The sequence below is a fragment of the Niallia sp. FSL R7-0271 genome (assembly GCF_038005785.1).
In the GTDB taxonomy this organism is placed as follows: domain Bacteria; phylum Bacillota; class Bacilli; order Bacillales; family Cytobacillaceae; genus Niallia.
The window spans coordinates 21330-40186 of sequence record NZ_JBBOTZ010000002.1 but is presented as its reverse complement, the minus strand read 5'-3'; the positions used below and the strand labels follow the sequence as shown (position 1 = coordinate 40186).

The window sequence follows — 18857 nt, the reverse complement described above, 5'->3', positions numbered from 1 at the left end:
TCTGCAATTAAAGCTTAGATTATTTATGAAAGGGCTTCAATATGCAATAATAATGAATATGTACGAAAACATACAAATGATAATCATTTGTCTAGTAAAATTATTAAAGGAGTCCTTCCATTGTCTACTATTTATCCAGATAAACGGGTTAAAAGAACAGTTGAAAATTTCAAGGCAGCGTTGTTGGAATTAATGAAAAGGAAGAGTTTTCAAGATATTACCATCACTGAAATTGTTCATGCTGCAGATTATAATAGAGGCACCTTTTATGCACACTATAAATGTAAAGAAGAGCTATTAGATGAGATTATAGAGGACATGTTTGAGTTGATGGATGAAGCATATAAAAAGCCATATGAGCATTTATCTATCATTGATTTTCACAAGCTGTCTGCCAACGCTATTGTATTATTTGATCATTTTTTAGAGCATAAGGAGTTTTACAAGCTGATGCTGTCTCCTGAAACAAATTATTCCTTTAAGGAAAAAATGATTAACAGGCTAGATCAGCTTTTCAGGTCCGAATTTGAGTTCTTCACAGATGATGTAGATTCTGATATTGATATCAATCTTTTTTCTACTTATAGAATTCATGGGATAATCGGCATTCTGCTGCAGTGGATTGACAGTAATTTTCAGGAACAGCCCGATTATATGGGAAAACAGCTTATACATATATTAAGGTTTTCTACACCAAAAGTGTCCGTAAAGAAATAAGACAGCACACACCTTAAATAAAACTTAAAGTAAATTAAGTTTTATTAACTTTATTTAATATATAATCTATTTTAAAATAGTATTGTAGTACTAAATAGTTTATTAATTGTACAAAGGGATGGTATAAATCATGGAATTCAAACAAATCACAGTTGCAGGCAGCGGGGTTTTAGGAAGCCAAATCGCTTTCCAATCAGCTTTCCACGGTTTCAATGTAACAATTTATGATATTAATGATGAAGCACTGCAATCAGCGAAGGAAAAAATCAACATATTAAAAGGTCGTTATCAGAAGGATCTAAATGCCAGCCAAGAGCAGGTAGATGCAGCCTTTGGCCGTATTTCTTATTACAGTGACCTGGCAAAAGCAGCTGCTGATGCAGATTTACTAATTGAAGCAATACCAGAAATTGTGCCAATAAAAACAGAGTTTTATCAAAATCTTAGCAAAGTAGCACCAGAAAAAACTGTTTTTGCCACAAACTCATCGACATTATTGCCGAGCCAGTTTGCTGAAGCAACTGGGCGTCCAGAGAAGTTTTTGGCACTTCACTTTGCTAATGAGATTTGGATTAACAATACAGCGGAGATTATGAAGCATCCAGGAACAGACATGAAAGTGTTTGATCAAGTAGTCGATTTTGCAAAAGCAATTGGAATGGTGGCGCTGCCTCTACATAAGGAGCAGCCAGGATATATTTTGAATTCCTTGCTTGTGCCACTTTTAGACGCTGCTGAGCTGCTTTTGTCAAGAGAGGTTGCTGACGTTGAAACTATCGATAAAACATGGATGATTGCTACTGGCGCTCCAAAAGGACCTTTTGCAATCCTTGACGTTGTCGGCATCACTACATCTTACAATATTGTGAAAGCCAAAGCAGAAGCAACAGGAAATCCAGAATTCAAAAAGTTGGCAGAGCTCTTGAAAACAGAGTATGTTGACAAAGGTAAACTTGGGGTTGCAACAGGAGAAGGCTTCTATAAGTACCCAAATCCTCGCTTTATGGACCCTGATTTCTTGGGAAATTAATATAATAGAAAGCCTTCCGAATTCGGAAGGCTTTTTTGCTATATTAAATCCTGCAACAGATGCTCTGTAAACTGATCAATCATTTCTGGGCATTTTTCATTTTTTCGTGTCACACGCCATAAATAATTAGAAAGGGTAAGATACTCATTGATAGAAATCGTCACCACCTCATCTTTTAGATGTGGCGGCAATGCTCGAATAATATAGTCATTTGTAATCGTGATCGCATTCCGTTGCAGCACCATTTGTAAAAGCACGTCCCCATTATTTGTTGTCAATGCAATCCTGTTCCTCAAGTTATCTGGAAACAAATCGTCGGCAATTTTCTTCAAATAAGGATCATTGTACAGGACAATTGATTCATTCATTTCGTTAATGATTTGGTCAAGAGAGATTTTATTGTTGAATCTCAAGATAGAGCTTTTATTCACGGCAAGCACCACTTCGACCCTTTTAATCGGTTCCCAATCTAAAGCCACATCATGATTGTTTGATCCAAGTGAAACAAATCCCATATCTGCATGGCCGTTTTTAACCTGTTCGAGCACTGCAGCTGTATCTTCCTCCATCACCTGGACATTAATATAAGGATAGTTTTCACGGAATTCGAGGGTATTATTAATGATTTGTGAGACTAGCCCGGGAATCGTGGCAATAACAATATTTCCGTACTGATTGTTTTTTGAAACAGCAATATCATATTTGAGCCTGTCGATTGTTTTCAAAACGGTAACAGCATGCTGGATAACTTTTTTGCCTTCAGCTGTTGGGGTTACACCTTTTCGTGAACGTGTAAACAGCAATACGTCTAATTCTGCCTCTAATTGCGTAATCGAGAGGCTGATTGCTGGGACTGTCATTAAATTCTTTTTAGCGGCATCAGTAAAGGAGCCTAGTTCTCCGACGTCCACTAAATATTGAAGCTGGGTTATATTCATGTTTGTCACCTTAAATATTTTTTAAGATTAGCTTTTGTTCCTTAAAGATATTTTATCAAATATTTTGAGAAGAGGGGTAAAATGATAGGTGAAAAACTTAAAGTAAGTTCCTAGTTGTGGAGAAAACCGCTGAGCTTTTCATTGTCCGAAGTATCTAAGCCGTTTAATAATTCTTTTATCGGTAGATTACTTTCCTGCATTGCCGCGACAATTAATTGAGCTGTCCTTGCAGCTCCTGCTTCATTAAAGTGGGTATTGTCTATAATACCTTCTGGATAGTTTTCAGATTGGCCAGGAGGTAGATGTAAAAAATAATCCTTTGATTTTTCTTCACCGGCAGCATTCAAAAACTCGCGAGTTATTTTATGAATATCCAGTACTGGCACCTTGTTTTGTTTGGCAAATTCAATCATTGCCTTTGGATAATCGCCAACTGAGTTCTCGGCAATCTTATTTCCAACAAAATTGCGTCTAGTAACAGATGTCAATAATAAGGGATGGGCATTTACACTTTGTGCAACCTGAACATATTTAAGTAGGTTTTGTTGATAATCTTCATAAGGATGTGTACCTCTTTCAGGATCTTCAAGTTTTTGATCATTATGGCCAAATTGAATAATCAGGTGATCTCCTGATTTAATGCTCTTTTCAATTGCTTCTAAATGACCTTCCTTAATGAATGATTTCGTACTTTTGCCATTAATCGCACGATTATCAAGTCTGACATTCTCCTTAACATAAGCTTGGAAGGCTTCACCCCAGCCTGTTTCTGGTCGCTTTTCCGGTACTTTAATCGCAGCTGTCGAATCTCCAGCTATGAAAATAGTTGCTTTTTTTCGCATTTATACCACCTCTTCTTATTATTTATCCAATTTTTTCAAATTAGGTATATGCACACGTTAACACTATTATGTATAATCATATTAGTACGATTGTTTTTGATAATTATGAATTATGAGTTAACGCTTACATATTATAATTTAAAGGTTTAAATGTCAATTACAATTAGAAAACTGGATTACTATAGACTAGTGGCATATGAAGAAAGCTAATTAGACCTCCTAATATGATGGAAATTAAGGTATTATAAAATGATAACGCTTACAAGTTGCGAGGAATTTTAATGAAGGAGTGATGGTATTGTTTAAAAAAACGCGAGTGTTTTACAGTCTTTTTATTCCGTTTTTCTTAGTAGGAGTCGGACTTGTTGCAGGGTTTAGTATTTTTATTTATAACTCTACCTACGAATCTGTTGAGGAAAGTTTTTTAACAGATAAGAAAAATTATACAAACCAAATCCTTCAGAACGTGGAACAGAAGGTAAGAACAATCGAATATGGATTTACGGCATACAGTTCCACTTCCAATTTTGAAAATATTTTTAATAATCCATTATCCGGAAAAGATTTCTCTGTTTATCGCGATATCAAAAAAGAAATGAGTTATATCGAAATGATGGGGATTGAAGGAAGTCACTATAGTTTGATTAGCTTAACAGAGCATTGGGGAATTATCGAAGGTTCTTTAAAAACTCTGCCGAAGGATGAAGTAACAACTTATCAAAAAGATTATGTATCTGATTCGAGCAGAAGTCTTTTTTGGAAACCAATCAAGAATGGTATTCAAATGGTTATGACTTTACCTATTTATCAAAGTGAAAAATTTGCGTTAGGAATAGCCAATATTCCCAAGTTAAGCATTGATAAGATTGTTGGTGATAATAAACAACTGGTGCAAATATATAATCAAAAGGAAGAGTTGATTTATTCACGTACAGGAAATGATAGGAAGTTGTCGGAGGAAAGCTCTAAAAAACTAACAGCAGCTGCAATGGAAAATGGACAAAGTTCGAGTGTAATAGATACTGAAGACGGCAAAAAATACGTTTTTACCCGCTCAGATTATAATCATTGGCTTTACATAGTAGAGATTAATGAGGGGGAAATAGGAAGTATCATCCATAATACGCGAATAGGGCTTTTGATTGCATCAGCAATTTTAGTTCTGCTTGTTGGCTTTATTTCTTTTCTGTTAGCTGAGTCCTTTTCACGTCCGATAAAAAGAATCCAAGACAAGCTAGACATTCAAAGGGTAAATCTTAAGCAAAATGAACTTTCCTTGTTAGCAGAATCTGTAGAAAGAGTAGTTGGACAAAAAGAGGTTCTGACAGCAAGTCTTACCATGCAAAAACCACAGTTAGAAACCTTATTTGTTTTGAGTTTATTTAGAAAACGCATAACAGAAAACGAGGTCATTCACCGTCTGGAGCAGTTTGGTTACCATTTCGATGAAAATAAGGTATTTTATACTGGGTTAATTCAAATAGACAGCATAGATGAACAGCTAATGGACGATAGAAACATATTTTTATTGGCTATTAATAATATTGTGGAAGAAATGATTCCGAAGACGGAACGATTAATTCCGATTGTTTTAAATGATGAGATGCAAGCAGTCATCTTTGTCCTTGATAAAGAGGACCAAGAAGCTGAGCGGCGGATTATGAAGTATTATGAAGAAATTCAAATAGCTGTAAAAAAATACTTGAATATTGTGATAAGCGCAGGTATAAGCCCTGTTTATGATACTTTAATAGAAAGTAAAAAGGCAGTGGACTTAGCTAAAGAATCACTTCATTATCGCGTGAATGTTGGTTCAGAATCGATTATATTCTATTATGATATCGCTTCGATTCTAAATGATGCGTCCATTTCAAAATTTCCTGTCGAGTTACAGAATGAGTTAATGAATGCGATCCGGTCGGGGGACGAAGAAGTTGTCATTGCGATGGTTGGAGTATTAGTGGACGAAATTTTTCGCTTAAATAAAAACCCGATAAGCTTAGGAGTTACCTTAATAAGAGTCATAAATGAGTTAGTCCAGTTAGGCCAGCTGTTAGGTGCAGAATCAAAAATCTTTGAAAATATAAAAAAGATGTATCAAGCAGCGATAACAGTCTATCATCCGGAAAAAATTAAGCAAATGCTAATCATTGATTTAATAAAGCCAGTAATCATTAGCACGCAAGATAAAACAGAGCGTGGCTTTAAATCTCTGTCAGAAAAAATGGTCTATATTATCCAAACGGAATTTGATGAGGAGATATCTCTTGATATAATTGCTGACCGCTTGCATTATAATCCTAACTATTTAAGCAATGTCTTTAAAAAAGAATATGGGCAGACCTTCGTGGATTATTTAATGAATTATCGTTTACAAATGGCTCAAACCTGGTTAAAAGACACAGATTTAGCGATAAAAGATATCGCAGAGCGTTTGAAATATCGAAACCCGCAAAATTTTATCCGCTTTTTTAAAAAGAAATTGGGCATAACGCCAGGGGACTACCGAAAAGAATATCGGCATTCCTAAAGAATACAATAGAAAAAGCTTCTGCTGCGCTTCCAGAAGCTTTTTCTTGTTAGACATTACCCTTTGACAGATCCAACCAAGGCACCTTTTACTAAGTACTTCTGTACAAATGGATAAGCAATAAGCATTGGAACCGTTGCAATTACAATGACAGCCATTTTAATCGTTTGAGCAGGAGGAACCACATCTACAGAGGAACCCTCGGCTTGCATACCGCTAGATACAATAACTATCTGGCGTAATAATACTTGAATCGGCCATTTAGAGGAATCATTGATGTATAAGATTGCTGTCATATACGTATTCCAATAGGTCACTGCATAAAAGAGGGAAATAGTTGCAATGGATGGCAAGGCAAGAGGCAGCATGATTTTTAAGAATACACCAAAATCGGTGCAGCCATCCATTTTCGCAGATTCTTCCAAACTATCGGGCAGGGCTTGGAAGAAATTCCTCATTATAATAAGGTTAAAAGCATTAATGGCGACTGGCAGAATTAAAGACCAATAAGAATCAATCAATCCGACTGATTTAACAACTAAGAAGGTTGGTATCATTCCTCCGCTGAACAGCATCGAGAACACAACAATGAAATTAACGAAATTTCTTCCGAATAAATATTTCCGGGATAGACCATATGCCATTAAAGCAGTAAGAACCATACTCACCAAGGTTCCAATACCAGTAACCCCAATCGAAACGGCTAAAGATTTAAATAGAGTTGGAGTTGATAAAATATACCGATAAGCATCGAGAGAGAAGGTACGAGGAAATAAGATAAACTTTCTCGCTACCACTTCCTGTGTGGATGCAAACGAACTGGCGATCACATTGACAAATGGGAGGAAACAAATGAGTGCGATAATAATTAATATCGTTCCATTAATTATGGAAAAAGCCCGGCCTCCTTTAGTCATTTTTTTCTTTTTTGTTTTCATCATATAAATCCTCCTTCATTTACAGTTTAAAGATAAGCCTACCTTATCATTCAAAATAATATTACGTATATAATCACTATCCTACATTGATAAAAAAGAATGAAGAAAACGCTTTCTATGTGTTCGTGAAGAGAAAAAACAGGATAATCATTTCAGGGAAAGAAGGATAATCAAAATCAAATATTATCGTTACAAACGTTGATAAAACAAAGTTTGTAAGCGTAATCATAAAATGATTATGTACGTAATTATTTAGATTCAGTAAGCTTAAACCAGAAAGATATTTCACAATTAAAGGAGGAGTAAAATGGGAGGTGCTGTGAACCCAAATCATACTTTGCCAACCGTGTCTGTTAAGCAGGAAAAAGTAATGCGGAGGCAAAAGATCCTGGCAGGGATAAAAACGAATAAGCTCCTATATTTGATGATTTTCCCTGGAGTGCTTTATTTTTTAATATTTAAATACTTACCGATGGCGGGACTTATCATCGCATTTCAGGATTATCAACCATACTTAGGAATTCTGGAAAGTCCGTGGGTGGGTCTTAAACATTTTATCCGATTATTTACGGAACCTACTTTCTTCATGTTATTGAATAATACGTTAATTTTGTTTGCCTTAAATATTGTAATCTTCTTTCCATTACCGATTATCCTGTCACTCATGCTAAATGAAGTGAAAAACAAATATTTCAAATCAGGAATCCAAACCTTGATTTATATTCCGCACTTTATGTCTTGGGTAATCATTGTATCCATCACTTATGTTTTCTTAAATGTAGATGGTGGGGTTATTAATGAATTATTAGCAACCATGGGATTTGAGAAAATCAGCTTTTTAACGTCCCCCGATTGGACACGAACGGTTTATATTAGTCAAATAATATGGAAGGAATTAGGATGGTCAACGATTATTTATCTAGCTGCTATTACTGCTGTTGATACACAATTATATGAAGCTGCTGAAATGGACGGTGCTGGTGTTTTAAGAAAAACCTGGCATGTTACGCTACCAGCGATTCGTCCTGTTATAATTACGCTCCTAATCTTAAAAATCGGAAGTACCTTAGATTTAGGCTTTGAGCATATGTATCTCTTACTTAATTCATTAAACAGAAGTGTTGCTGAAATATTCGACACCTATATTTATACAGCTGGGCTGAAGAATGGGCAGCTAAGCTTTAGTACAGCAGTAGGTTTATTTAAAGGTATTGTTGGATTGATATTAGTTATTTTAGCTAACAAACTAGCTAAAAAATTTGGAGAAGATGGCGTGTACTAATAATTCCAGAAAGAGGGGACTACGATGCTCAAATCGGTAGAAAAAATAAATTCCATTTTTACCAGCATCCTAAATTTAGTTTATGTAAATATATTGTGGGTTTTATTTACTTTATTAGGATTAGGTGTGTTTGGGATCGGCCCTTCTACTTACGCCTTAGTTAGTATATGCCGGCAATGGATTCGCGGAAACAGCGTCCCTGTTTTTAAGACCTATTGGCAGTATTATAAAGAAAACTTTAAGGAATCGGTTATCATTAGTTGGATTTATCTTTTTGTTGGCTTTGTTTTAGTTGTCGACTTATTGACCGTGACCAATTGGTACTTAAGAGTGGCATTATTGATTGTAGGCTGCATCTATTTGTTATCTCTCGTATATATCTTTCCAATTATGGCCCATTATAATTGGAATGGAATATTCTTGAAAATAAAGATGTCCTTTCTATTTGGCATAGCCTGTCTGCAATATTCGCTGATCTTTTTTCTAGTGGCAGGTGTACTTTATTGGGCAGCGATCACTTTTTTTCCAGGCGTTTTAACCTTTTTTGGAGTAAGTTTCCTCTTCTTCCTAATTACTTGGACTGCCAATCAAGTGTTTACCAGAATGGAAATCGAAGATGCTAAAGAAGCAAATATAAATGAAAAGGAGAATTGTAATGAAAAAACCAATGGTATCAAAGTTAGCTAGCGTTAGTCTTGCAAGCATGCTGCTGCTTGCAGGATGCAGTGGGGCAAAAACTAGCAATAATTCAGCAGATGGTGAAAAGGATAATGGCAAAGCAGAGATCACCTGGCTGAATATTCTCCATACCGCTTCACCTCCAACAGATACTATATTAAATGAACTTGAAAAGAAAACGGATACAGAAATTAAATTCTCGTGGATTCCCGATGCTTCAAAAGAGGAACGTATAAATACTGCATTAGCTTCAGACTCTTTGGCAGATATTGTTACGTTAACGATTTTAGAAAATTCTTCAGTCAGAAACGCACTGAAATCTGGTATGTTCTGGAATATTGAAGAGTATCTAGATGAATTCCCTAACTTAAAAGCCATTCCCGAAGATATGCTAAAATCAGCTTCTACAGAGGGGAAGCTTTATGGTGTACCATTCCAAAAAGACTTAGCAAGAAATGGTGTGGTTCTTCGTAAAGATTGGTTAGATAACTTAGGTCTTGAGGTTCCTAAAACAACAGAAGAATTAATGGAGGTTGCAAAAGCATTTACAGAGAACGACCCAGATGGCAACGGTAAAGATGATACAACTGGTTTCATGGACCGCAGTGATTTAGTGTATGGCGTATTCAAAACAGTAAGTTCTTATTTTGGAACACCAAACACTTGGGAAGTGGACTCCAAAGGCGACTTTGTAGCAGAGTTTGAAACAGACGGATACATTGAAACAATGGATTATATGAAAAAGTTATATGAAAATGGCTGGATAAATAAAGATTTTGCTGTAACAGCGAAGACTGACCAGCAGCAAAACTTTGCTCAAGGAAAAGGAGGTATTTATGTTGGTGCCTTATTTGACGCGAAAAATCTCGAAACAATGGCAGCAGGAATCCAGGATAATATGGAACTTGCTCTAGTTAACGATATGACATCAGCGTCTAATTCTGATAGAGCGATTTGGTCTGGAGGTAATGGGATTGGCGGATTATTAGCATTTCCACGTTCAGAAGTTAAGGATGAAAAGGAATTGAAAAAGCTATTAAAATTTGTTAATGATTTAATAGATGAAGATAACTATACATTAATGACATATGGAATTGAAGGTACCCATTATAAGCTTAACGATGATGGTGCCTATGAAATTATTAATCAGGATTTATGGCAGCAGGAAGTTCAGCCATTTGCATCTTCGCGACCTAATGAAACCGGTTACAACTTGAAGGATCCTAACCCAATCAAGGCCGAAGCTGATGAAAAAATAGCTGAAAACGCAGAATACGCCCTGATGAATCCTGCAGTTCCATTAGAATCTCCAACTTTTACAACTCAAGGTTCTGAATTACAAAAGATTATTACGGACGCTACCTATCAATATATCTTAGGTGAAATCTCCCTAGCTGACTTTAAGCAAGCAGTTAAGAATTGGAATGAACAAGGAGGAAAAACAATCAAAGAAGAATATAAGGAAGCATATAAAGATACAAATTAATGGTTTTCTCCATTGAATGGTGAATTAAAAAGTTAACTTCTGAAAGAAAAGGAGTAGAACATGAAAATGAACTGGTCTGTTAAAACAGCGAACTCCATTATGGAAAGACTGCCCCGCTTATATGAAGACAGAGGCAACAATGGAAAATGGTCCTATGATTATGGAGTTATATTAAAAGGCTTTGAAAAAGTGTGGAGGCAAACGGGAGAACAGAAGTATTTCAACTTTATTAAGGACAATATAGATTATTTTGTACAGGAAGATGGTTCCATAAGAGGCTATCACTTAGAGGAATATAATATTGATCACATTAACAATGGAAAGCTTCTATTTGTGCTATATAAGGAAACCGGGGAAGAGAAGTATAAAAAAGCTTGTGAACTATTGCGGAGACAGTTAGAAGAACATCCGCGCACATCTGAAGGTGTATTCTGGCATAAACAAATTTATCCATACCAAATTTGGCTGGACGGATTGTATATGGGCTCTCCTTTCTATGCAGAGTATCAGACAACTTTCGCTAATGGGGAAGGTTTAGAGGATATCATTCGGCAGTTTAAGCTAAGCTATGAGCATTTACTAGATCGAGAGACAGGGCTTTTGTATCATGCATGGGATGAACAAAAAGTGCAGCCATGGGCCGATCAAAGAACAGGATTGTCAGCAAATTTCTGGGGCCGTTCGATAGGGTGGTATTTGTTAGCAGTAGTCGATACGCTGGAAATACTTCCGGAAAAAACGTTAGGCCGTGATTATCTTGTCCGAATTTTAGAGAACACACTGCAAGCACTAGTAGACTACCAAGATGAGAAGAGCGGTGTTTGGTATCAGGTAACAGATAAAGGAAATGAAAAAGGAAATTACTTAGAAGCGTCATGCAGCAGTATGTATGTGTGTGCGATAGCAAAAGGTATCCGTTTAGGAGTTTTGAATCGAAAAGCATGGGAAGCACAATTAAAGAAATCTCATCAAGGCTTATTAGAGGAATTTGTTCTGTTAACGAAGGAAGGCTGGGTGAATCTAAATAAAACTTGCCAAGTTGCAGGACTAGGCGGTGCTGATAAAAGGGATGGCTCGTATGCCTATTATATTAGTGAACCGATTATTTGTAACGACCAAAAAGGGTTGGGAGCTTTTTTGCAGGCTTTAGCTGAATTTGAAGAAGTAATAAAAGAGGTGTAGCCATGACAACTTATACGATAAAAGGGATTGAAGTACTAAAGGATGGTGAATTATGTACCACATCTATCCAAACAGCGATTGATGAAGCCTATGAAAATGGCGGTGGTACGATAAATATTCCTGCAGGTGAATACTTAACCGGAGCGTTATTTTTAAAAGACAATATTGAATTGAACTTGTCGAGAGGTGCTGTATTGAAATTTTCCAACAAGCAGCATCATTACCCTGTGGTAACATCTCGTTGGGAAGGTGTCAAAAGAGAGGTTTATGCATCTTGTTTGTATGCTGAAAATGCAAAAAACATTTCTGTAACTGGATTTGGAACGATTGATGGAAATGGAATGGAGTGGTGGGACATATTCCGAAATCAACGGGAGAAGCTCGCCTATCCACGTCCCAAGCTAATTAGTTTTGATGGATGTGAAAATATCACCATTAAAGATGTGACACTAATTAACTCACCAAGCTGGACGGTTAATCCAATCCGTTGCAACAATGTGACCATTGATAATGTGTCGATCTTTAATCCATCAGACTCACCGAATACAGATGGAATTGATCCGGAATCTTGCTCCAATGTAAGAATCAGCAATTGCCACATTGATGTAGGAGATGACTGTATCGCCATTAAATCCGGAACAGAAGATACAGCAGAACGTGTTCCTTGCGAGAATATCACGATTTCAAACTGTACGATGATTCATGGGCATGGAGCTGTTGTATTGGGCAGTGAAATGAGCGGTGATATCCGCAATGTGACCATTAGTAACTGTGTTTTTCAAGATACAGATCGAGGGATTCGCCTAAAATCACGCCGGGGACGCGGCGGTGTAGTAGAGGACATTCGCGTTGATAATATTGTGATGGACAGAGTAATGTGTCCATTTATATTAAACTTGTATTATTTCTGTGGTCCCCGCGGAAAAGATAAATATGTATGGGATAAAAATCCTTACCCAATAACAGAGGAGACTCCGATGTTTAGACGGATCCATTTCTCCCATATTACAGCTCGCAATGTCCATGCAGCAGCAGGCTTTATTTATGGGTTAGCGGAACAGTATGTGTCAGAACTCAGCTTTAATCATATCGATATCTCCATGGCTGAAAATGCTATTCCAGGGAAACCGGCAATGATGGCTGGAATTGAGGATATGAATAATCGCGGTTTTTATGTTGGCTATGCCAAAGATGTCTTGTTTAATCGCGTGTCAGTTGAGAACCATGAAGGCCCAGCCTTCCATATTGAATATTCAGAGGATATTGAGGTAACTCATTGTAAGTCCAAGAATACTAAAGCGGAAGAAGAACTTCTTAAAGAAGTGGAGGTCAAGTGAAAGACAAACAGCTAAGGAAATTATTTGAACTTTTAGGAGAACGCTCAAAACCAGAAGCCTTATCTGCAGAAATAGTTAGGCTGGAGGAACGAAACGGATATATATTGGAAAGTTTAATGCTGGGATTAAATGGCTTCGAAAAGGTGCCAGCCTATTTTGCCAAACCGCAGAATGCAGACGGCGCACTACCAACAATTATCTTTAATCACTCCCATGGCGGGAATTTTGATCAAGGGAAAGAAGAACTCCTAACTAGCAGTACGTATTTACAAAATCCCTCCTTTGTAGAAGAGATTACAGGGCTTGGCTTTGCTGTTTGCTGCATTGATATGTGGGGATTTAATGAGCGAAAAGGGAGACAGGAAAGTGAACTTGTTAAAGAGATGCTCTTAAATGGCCAGACATTGTGGGGGATGCGTTTATACGATAACTTGACACTGCTTGATTATTTAGAAACCCGGCCGGATGTAGATTCTAGCAGACTAGCAACCATCGGTATGTCTATGGGCGGTTTGATGAGCTGGTGGTTAGCTGCACTTGATGACCGTATTAAAGTGTCTGTTGACATAGCTGGTCAGGTTCATATCGAGACACTGATTCAAAAACGCGGTTTGGATCATCACGGTTTCTACTATTATGTGCCTCGGTTTTTAAAGTATTTTTCCACTTTAGGAGTTCAAGAGCTGATAGCGCCAAGGCCGCGCTTAAGCCTGGCAGGCAGGGATGACAGAATGTGTCCAATAGAAGGTGCCAAATATTTAAACGAACAACTGCAGAAAACATATACAAACCAACACGTTCCTCAAAACTTTGAAGGCTTTATGCTTACAGGAGGGCATCAAGAAACAAGGGAGATGAGGGCATTATGGAAAAAGTTCTTAAAGAAACATCTTTAAAGAGGTTAATTGTTGGCAGAAATGAATTTTGTGATTTTTCCAGTATTCAATCTGCATTAGATTATTGGCAGGATGAACAAGGACCATTTGAGCTAACGGTTTTGAGTGGAGACTATTATGAAAACATCCTTCTGTATCAATCAGACATTTCCATAATTGGTGTTGGAACGGTAAGAATTATTGGCAATCGGTTTGCCTTACAAAAAAATGAGCAGCAGCAGGAAATAGGAACCTTTCAAACAGCCACTTTTTTTATCAATGGATCTAATATAGCAATCGAAAATATTGACATGATTAATAATGCAGGACCAGGAGAGAAGGTGGGGCAGGCGGTAGCTCTCTATAATGAAGGAACTAATGTTATGTTCAAGAGTTGTTCTTTTAAAGGTTATCAGGACACGATTTGTCTCGGGCCATTGCCGCCCCTGCAAAAGAACGGACAATTATTCTCCACTCCTGAAATCAAAGCATCTTTAGATGAGCACAGCTGTCATTTTAGCGATTGTTATATCGAGGGTACAGTCGATTTTATCTTTGGCGGTGGTGCAGCGGTATTTCAAAGCTGTGAAATTAAATCATTAAGAAGGCCGAATAACGCCGAAGGCTTTATAACGGCAGCCTCCACTCCTGAAGGCAAGAAGGGGTTCCATTTTGAACACTGTTATTTAACAGGGGAAGAAGACGTTGCAAATGTGTTTTTAGGAAGACCGTGGCGTTCGTTTGCAAAAACTACTTTTGCCAATTGTCGTATCGGCGCACATATTCATCCAACGAGATGGGATGATTGGGATAATCATCACAACCGAAAAACGGTTATGTTTAAAGAATATAAAAATATCTATTATTCTAAAAAAGAGTTAGTCATGTTGGATTGGATTAATTTTATGGAATAGAAAGGGTTTGAAGAATGAAGCGAAAATGGGAAGTAATCATTGGCTTGGCAGGTGTTATTCTTTGTGTCATTCTTTTGGGCGGTTTTTCCTTAACCATTACGACCATGGAGGAAAAAACTTTTGCAGACACAGTCTTTCCGATTCTGCAGGAGGATGTTTCAAAGAACTATCTGTCTGAGAGTTTCACAGCAGTGAAGGCACTGGCTGTATGGTTTGGCGTTACCTTATTGATTGTGCTTAGTTTAACTTTACCAGCGACAGTATGCATCTGGAAAAACAGGTATCCTAAGTGGGCAGCTTTTCTTTATTTGGCAGCCGGTCTGACAACTTTAATTGGAACCCAATTTATTGCTTTCCCATTAGCTTTTCTCTTTTTTATAGCTGCAAGCTTATGTTTATTTAGAAAAATAAAGAATGGAGAAGGAGCAGATTATGTATCGATCAAAAGTCAAAAATCCAATATTGCCCGGGTTTAATCCAGACCCTAATGTCCTGAAGGTCGAGGATACTTATTATATTGCTGTTTCTTCATTTGAATGGCTGCCGGGAGTACGTATCTATCAATCAAAGGATTTAGTCAATTGGGAGCATAAGACAGATATTTTAACCTATCAAGTCGATTTACGGGGAAACCCCCAAAACGGAAGTATCTGGGCTCCGCAAATTAGTTATGATAAGGGATTATTTTATCTCCTCTATACAGATGTGAAAAGTACGAAGCGGCCATTTAAAGATTCTCACAATTATTTAATTACTGCCCCAAGTATTGAAGGGCCTTGGTCGAAGCCAGTATATTTAAACAGCAGCGGTTTTGATCCATCCTTATACCATGATGCAGATGGACGGAAGTGGTTGTTAAATGAAATTTGGGATTATCGCATGACAACCGGAAATAAATCAGCAGGAATTGTGATGCAAGAATATGATAGTGAGAATCAAGCATTAATAGGACCAGTTTATAAAATTTTTGATGGCACAGAATTGGCTAAAACAGAAGCGCCTCATCTTTACCATCATGGTGATTATTACTATTTAATTACCGCAGAAGGGGGTACAGGGTCAGGCCATGCTGTGACAGTATGCAGATCGAAGGAAATTACAGGTCCATATGAGGTGGATCCTCATTATCCGATGCTGACAGCAAGGGATAAACCAGACTCCCCCTTGCAGTGTTCAGGTCATGGCAGCATCGTCCAAACGCCAACAGGAGAATGGTATATGATCTATTTATGTACGCGGCCCCTGCAAGGAAATGCCGCTATATTGGGACGCGAAACTGCCATCCAGGAGGTTTATTGGACAAAAGACGGCTGGCTGCGATTAGCAGACGGCGGCAATGGTCCATTGTTAGAAACAGAAATCGTTACTGTAAATGAAGTAGATCAAAGAAAAAGTACCGATTTTAAAGATGATTTTAACGGTAATCTCGATAAAGAATGGAATACACTGCGGATTTTGGCAGATGAAACATGGTGCGATGTAAAGAGCCGTAATGGGTATTTACGAATGTCCTCTGGTGACTCGATTCAATCCTTATTTGAGCATCATATACTCGCCGTCCGCCAAAAGGATTTTCATTTTAGCGCTGAAACAAAGTTAGACTACACTCCAAAAACATATAACCAAATGGCAGGTTTACTCTTGTATCTCAACGATACTAATTATTTGTATGCCTACTTAACATTTGATGAAACACACGGCCGCGTCATTCGCTTAATGAAATGCGCAGATGGCGAATTTACTTTAAATCCAGTGATTGTAAAGCTTGAACAAGGAGAGGTAGAGCTTAAGGTGGAAGTGAATGGACCTGTTGCTAATTTTTATTATCGTATGGAACATATCTCTGCTTGGCAGGAAATCGGAGCAGCCCAAGATGTGATGTTCCTATCTGGAGGATTTACCGGGAACTTTGTCGGGATTGCTGTCCATGATATGGACCGAAAAGCGAGCTCTTATGCAGATTTTGCTTACTTTGAGTATGTTGGATTGGATAGCTAATAGTTTTAGAGGAGTAAGAGAGAAGTGATTGCACTAGCAAATTACTTCTCTTTTTTGTATTCACAATGTTTATTATTCTGCCTGATGGATATCTTTTTATATAGAAGTAGTAAATATTACTAGGCTTAATTTAATGGAGGAGAATAATGAAAAAGAAAGTTACCATTATTGGCGGTGCTGGGACAATTGGGTCAATTTTATATCAAGGTCTGCGCAGCAAATACAAGATTGTCATACTTGATAAAAAGGCACCTGAACATGCAGTTGATTTCGTAGAGGTAAATGCAACAGATTACGAATCGCTCCTTCACAGCATTCCCAAAGATTCAGATGCATTGCTTAATTTACTAACGATTAAATCTCATAATGACTTAAAGAATGTAGATGAGTTTAATGATATGACGAAAATTCACTTTATGGCTTCGTTTTATGTTATGCAGGCTGCAATTACGTTAGGAATTCCTAAGGTAGTCTTTGCGAGCAGCAATCATACGACAGATTATTATGAGAAAGATGGTTTTTCAAGGTTAGGAAGGGAAATTACAACAGCGGATTATCCTTACTCGAATGGACTATACGGCGTTCTAAAGCTTGCTTCCGAAAATATTGGCCATATTCTTACACATCAGCCTGAAAATAATCTTTCGGTAATTAATTTACGAATTGGAAGTGTACATCCAGACGAAATTCAAGCTGTAGAAGAAAATGATCGTTTGCACAGAACCTTGCTAACCCATGAAGATGCGGTCCAGCTTTTTGACTTGGCCCTTGAGTCAACAGTAAGATATGGTACCTACTATGGTGTTTCAGAAAATCCTCATAAACCATGGTCAACAGAAAACGCATGGAAACAGCTTGGATTTCTTTCACAGTCCAATGCAGCAGATATTTTAAAAAGAAACTAAGACTATTTTTCATGTAGAAAATGTTAACGTTAACATAATTCTGCTTTATAAGGAGTGAAGTGCTAAACGAATAGGTTGATTTATCATTTTTTGAATAGCGCATGACAATAAAATAACATCCCTTGAATCATATGACGATACAAGGGATGGCTGTTTCCTTTTTATGCAGAAATATTAGTATTGCTTTGTTTCTTATAAGCTTTAACTTTGTTTACAGCATAAATGATAGATATTACCCACACTACAATAATGGCAGCATATATATATGGATAGGCAGCTTCATTAGTAATCCATGAAGTCAAGAGTGTGCGAGCATTCACCAATATGATAAATCCACCAACCAGAACACCCATCAGCTGGGCATGCAGCTTGCGGACAAGCCATGCTGCGATTGGTGCGGCGATTATGCCGCCGATCATCAAGGCACCTACCCACAGCCAGTTAACCTGTTCCCATCCTAAGGAAATGAAAAATCCTAATGTTGCAGATACTGCAATGGCGAACTCACTTGTATCAACAGTTCCAACCACTTTACGCGGGCTGATCCCCTTCTTTGATAGCAAAACTGGTGTTGCTATCGGACCCCAGCCGCCGCCGCCTGTCGCATCTGCAAACCCAGCGATTAGTCCTAGCGGAATGGATTGCTTGCGGCTTAGTGATAAGCTCTTTTTTTCTTCAGAGGGACGGAAGTTAAATAAGAAACGTACTAACACATAGAGTCCTAGTAATAATAGGAACAAGGAGATATAAGGTTTTGCTAAGTCACCTGGCAGATTGCTTAAAAAAGTTGCCCCTAAGAAAGCCCCGATTGAGCCTGGAATAATCAAACGATAGACTGTTTGCTTATCGACATTGCCAAACTTAATATGCGATGCCCCAGAAGCAGCTGTAGTGACGACTTCCGCTAAGTGAACAGATGCAGAAGCAACAGCAGGTGCGATTCCGAAAGTAAGCAAGAGCGACGACGATGTAACTCCGTAAGCCATTCCTAATGATCCATCAATCAATTGTGCCAACAGGCCGATAAATGCAAAAATAATCAATTTTTTCATGTTCAATACCCCTTAATATTATTGAAAGTATAAAAAAGGGCGTAATCCTATATATGCAGTAATTGCAATAAAGGTTACGCCTTCGGTGTTCCGATCAGCTTGCCGATTTTTTAATTTTCTAAATTAAGATGATTATAAAACACACAATTCCTA

Annotated in this window: 17 protein-coding genes; 13 read left to right on the top strand and 4 right to left on the bottom strand. The window is 37.6% G+C overall.

Annotated features, from left to right (window positions below; all coding sequences use genetic code 11):
- The first annotated feature begins 120 nt into the window (after nucleotides 1–120).
- Together MKX82_RS20210 and MKX82_RS20205 are read left to right on the top strand one after the other, a co-directional pair.
- Nucleotides 121–717, top strand: a complete 597-nt coding sequence (locus MKX82_RS20210; protein WP_341079687.1) for a TetR/AcrR family transcriptional regulator — start codon at nucleotides 121–123, stop codon at nucleotides 715–717.
- 130 nt (nucleotides 718–847) lie between these two features.
- Nucleotides 848–1747: a 3-hydroxyacyl-CoA dehydrogenase gene (locus MKX82_RS20205; RefSeq protein WP_233314866.1), complete on the top strand. Its 900-nt coding sequence runs from the start codon at nucleotides 848–850 to the stop codon at nucleotides 1745–1747.
- 38 nt (nucleotides 1748–1785) lie between these two features.
- Here the strand turns inward: MKX82_RS20205 and MKX82_RS20200 are convergent, their stop codons facing one another.
- A complete protein-coding gene (locus MKX82_RS20200) occupies nucleotides 1786–2685 on the bottom strand; it encodes a LysR family transcriptional regulator (protein ID WP_233314867.1) in 900 nt (299 codons plus the stop codon).
- Between the two features lie 110 nt (nucleotides 2686–2795).
- Complete coding sequence (locus tag MKX82_RS20195) at nucleotides 2796–3527, bottom strand: rhamnogalacturonan acetylesterase (RefSeq protein WP_341079684.1); 732 nt, start codon at nucleotides 3525–3527, stop codon at nucleotides 2796–2798.
- Between the two features lie 298 nt (nucleotides 3528–3825).
- Here MKX82_RS20195 and MKX82_RS20190 point away from each other — a divergent pair, with 298 nt between their 5' ends.
- Entirely contained in the window at nucleotides 3826–6057 is a 2232-nt protein-coding gene (locus MKX82_RS20190; protein ID WP_233314869.1) for a helix-turn-helix transcriptional regulator, read from the top strand.
- Nucleotides 6058–6113: 56 nt separating this feature from the next.
- On the opposite strand, the gene MKX82_RS20185 is transcribed toward MKX82_RS20190, so the two are convergent.
- Complete coding sequence (locus tag MKX82_RS20185; protein WP_233314870.1) at nucleotides 6114–6998, bottom strand: carbohydrate ABC transporter permease; 885 nt, start codon at nucleotides 6996–6998, stop codon at nucleotides 6114–6116.
- A 367-nt stretch (nucleotides 6999–7365) separates the two neighbouring features.
- Between MKX82_RS20185 and MKX82_RS20180 the strand changes: the two genes are divergently transcribed.
- The 10 genes from MKX82_RS20180 (at nucleotide 7366) to MKX82_RS20135 (ending at nucleotide 17652) form a co-directional block, all read left to right on the top strand.
- Nucleotides 7366–8277 carry an ABC transporter permease gene (locus MKX82_RS20180; protein ID WP_282581473.1) on the top strand — a complete coding sequence of 304 codons (912 nt, stop codon included), beginning with the start codon at nucleotides 7366–7368 and terminating at the stop codon, nucleotides 8275–8277.
- A gap of 24 nt (nucleotides 8278–8301) precedes the next feature.
- The gene (locus MKX82_RS20175) at nucleotides 8302–8964 is read left to right on the top strand and encodes a YesL family protein (RefSeq protein WP_233314872.1); all 663 of its coding nucleotides are present in this window, start codon (nucleotides 8302–8304) and stop codon (nucleotides 8962–8964) included.
- Nucleotides 8915–10441: an extracellular solute-binding protein gene (locus MKX82_RS20170; RefSeq protein WP_341079681.1), complete on the top strand. Its 1527-nt coding sequence runs from the start codon at nucleotides 8915–8917 to the stop codon at nucleotides 10439–10441. Before MKX82_RS20175 ends, MKX82_RS20170 begins: the two co-directional genes overlap by 50 nt.
- A gap of 60 nt (nucleotides 10442–10501) precedes the next feature.
- The gene (locus MKX82_RS20165; RefSeq protein WP_341079679.1) at nucleotides 10502–11623 is read left to right on the top strand and encodes a glycoside hydrolase family 88/105 protein; all 1122 of its coding nucleotides are present in this window, start codon (nucleotides 10502–10504) and stop codon (nucleotides 11621–11623) included.
- 2 nt (nucleotides 11624–11625) lie between these two features.
- The gene (locus MKX82_RS20160) at nucleotides 11626–12960 is read left to right on the top strand and encodes a glycoside hydrolase family 28 protein (protein ID WP_341079677.1); all 1335 of its coding nucleotides are present in this window, start codon (nucleotides 11626–11628) and stop codon (nucleotides 12958–12960) included.
- Nucleotides 12957–13856, top strand: coding sequence for a dienelactone hydrolase family protein (locus MKX82_RS20155; RefSeq protein ID WP_237943184.1), 900 nt, complete (start codon nucleotides 12957–12959; stop codon nucleotides 13854–13856). The genes MKX82_RS20160 and MKX82_RS20155 overlap by 4 nt, the downstream gene beginning before the upstream one ends.
- Nucleotides 13826–14749, top strand: coding sequence for a pectinesterase family protein (locus MKX82_RS20150; RefSeq protein ID WP_341079674.1), 924 nt, complete (start codon nucleotides 13826–13828; stop codon nucleotides 14747–14749). The genes MKX82_RS20155 and MKX82_RS20150 overlap by 31 nt, the downstream gene beginning before the upstream one ends.
- Before the next feature lie 14 nt (nucleotides 14750–14763).
- Nucleotides 14764–15225, top strand: a complete 462-nt coding sequence (locus tag MKX82_RS20145) for a hypothetical protein (protein WP_341079672.1) — start codon at nucleotides 14764–14766, stop codon at nucleotides 15223–15225.
- Nucleotides 15182–16747 carry a glycoside hydrolase family 43 protein gene (locus MKX82_RS20140; RefSeq protein ID WP_341079670.1) on the top strand — a complete coding sequence of 522 codons (1566 nt, stop codon included), beginning with the start codon at nucleotides 15182–15184 and terminating at the stop codon, nucleotides 16745–16747. Before MKX82_RS20145 ends, MKX82_RS20140 begins: the two co-directional genes overlap by 44 nt.
- Nucleotides 16748–16893: 146 nt before the next feature.
- Entirely contained in the window at nucleotides 16894–17652 is a 759-nt protein-coding gene (locus MKX82_RS20135; protein ID WP_341079668.1) for an NAD-dependent epimerase/dehydratase family protein, read from the top strand.
- Nucleotides 17653–17813: 161 nt separating this feature from the next.
- On the opposite strand, the gene MKX82_RS20130 is transcribed toward MKX82_RS20135, so the two are convergent.
- Nucleotides 17814–18704, bottom strand: a complete 891-nt coding sequence (locus MKX82_RS20130) for a sulfite exporter TauE/SafE family protein (protein ID WP_233314881.1) — start codon at nucleotides 18702–18704, stop codon at nucleotides 17814–17816.
- Between the last annotated feature and the right edge of the window lie 153 nt (nucleotides 18705–18857).

What these genes read in the sequence shown, in the direction of transcription:
- MKX82_RS20205 (WP_233314866.1), top strand. Translation starts at nt 848, where the DNA reads ATGGAATTCAAACAAATCACAGTTGCAGGCAGCGGGGTTTTAGGAAGC.
- MKX82_RS20200 (WP_233314867.1), bottom strand. Translation starts at nt 2,685, where the DNA reads ATGAATATAACCCAGCTTCAATATTTAGTGGACGTCGGAGAACTAGGC.
- MKX82_RS20195 (WP_341079684.1), bottom strand. Translation starts at nt 3,527, where the DNA reads ATGCGAAAAAAAGCAACTATTTTCATAGCTGGAGATTCGACAGCTGCG.
- MKX82_RS20185 (WP_233314870.1), bottom strand. Translation starts at nt 6,998, where the DNA reads ATGATGAAAACAAAAAAGAAAAAAATGACTAAAGGAGGCCGGGCTTTT.
- MKX82_RS20180 (WP_282581473.1), top strand. Translation starts at nt 7,366, where the DNA reads ATGCGGAGGCAAAAGATCCTGGCAGGGATAAAAACGAATAAGCTCCTA.
- MKX82_RS20175 (WP_233314872.1), top strand. Translation starts at nt 8,302, where the DNA reads ATGCTCAAATCGGTAGAAAAAATAAATTCCATTTTTACCAGCATCCTA.
- MKX82_RS20170 (WP_341079681.1), top strand. Translation starts at nt 8,915, where the DNA reads ATGAAAAGGAGAATTGTAATGAAAAAACCAATGGTATCAAAGTTAGCT.
- MKX82_RS20165 (WP_341079679.1), top strand. Translation starts at nt 10,502, where the DNA reads ATGAAAATGAACTGGTCTGTTAAAACAGCGAACTCCATTATGGAAAGA.
- MKX82_RS20160 (WP_341079677.1), top strand. Translation starts at nt 11,626, where the DNA reads ATGACAACTTATACGATAAAAGGGATTGAAGTACTAAAGGATGGTGAA.
- MKX82_RS20150 (WP_341079674.1), top strand. Translation starts at nt 13,826, where the DNA reads ATGGAAAAAGTTCTTAAAGAAACATCTTTAAAGAGGTTAATTGTTGGC.
- MKX82_RS20145 (WP_341079672.1), top strand. Translation starts at nt 14,764, where the DNA reads ATGAAGCGAAAATGGGAAGTAATCATTGGCTTGGCAGGTGTTATTCTT.
- MKX82_RS20140 (WP_341079670.1), top strand. Translation starts at nt 15,182, where the DNA reads ATGTATCGATCAAAAGTCAAAAATCCAATATTGCCCGGGTTTAATCCA.
- MKX82_RS20135 (WP_341079668.1), top strand. Translation starts at nt 16,894, where the DNA reads ATGAAAAAGAAAGTTACCATTATTGGCGGTGCTGGGACAATTGGGTCA.
- MKX82_RS20130 (WP_233314881.1), bottom strand. Translation starts at nt 18,704, where the DNA reads ATGAAAAAATTGATTATTTTTGCATTTATCGGCCTGTTGGCACAATTG.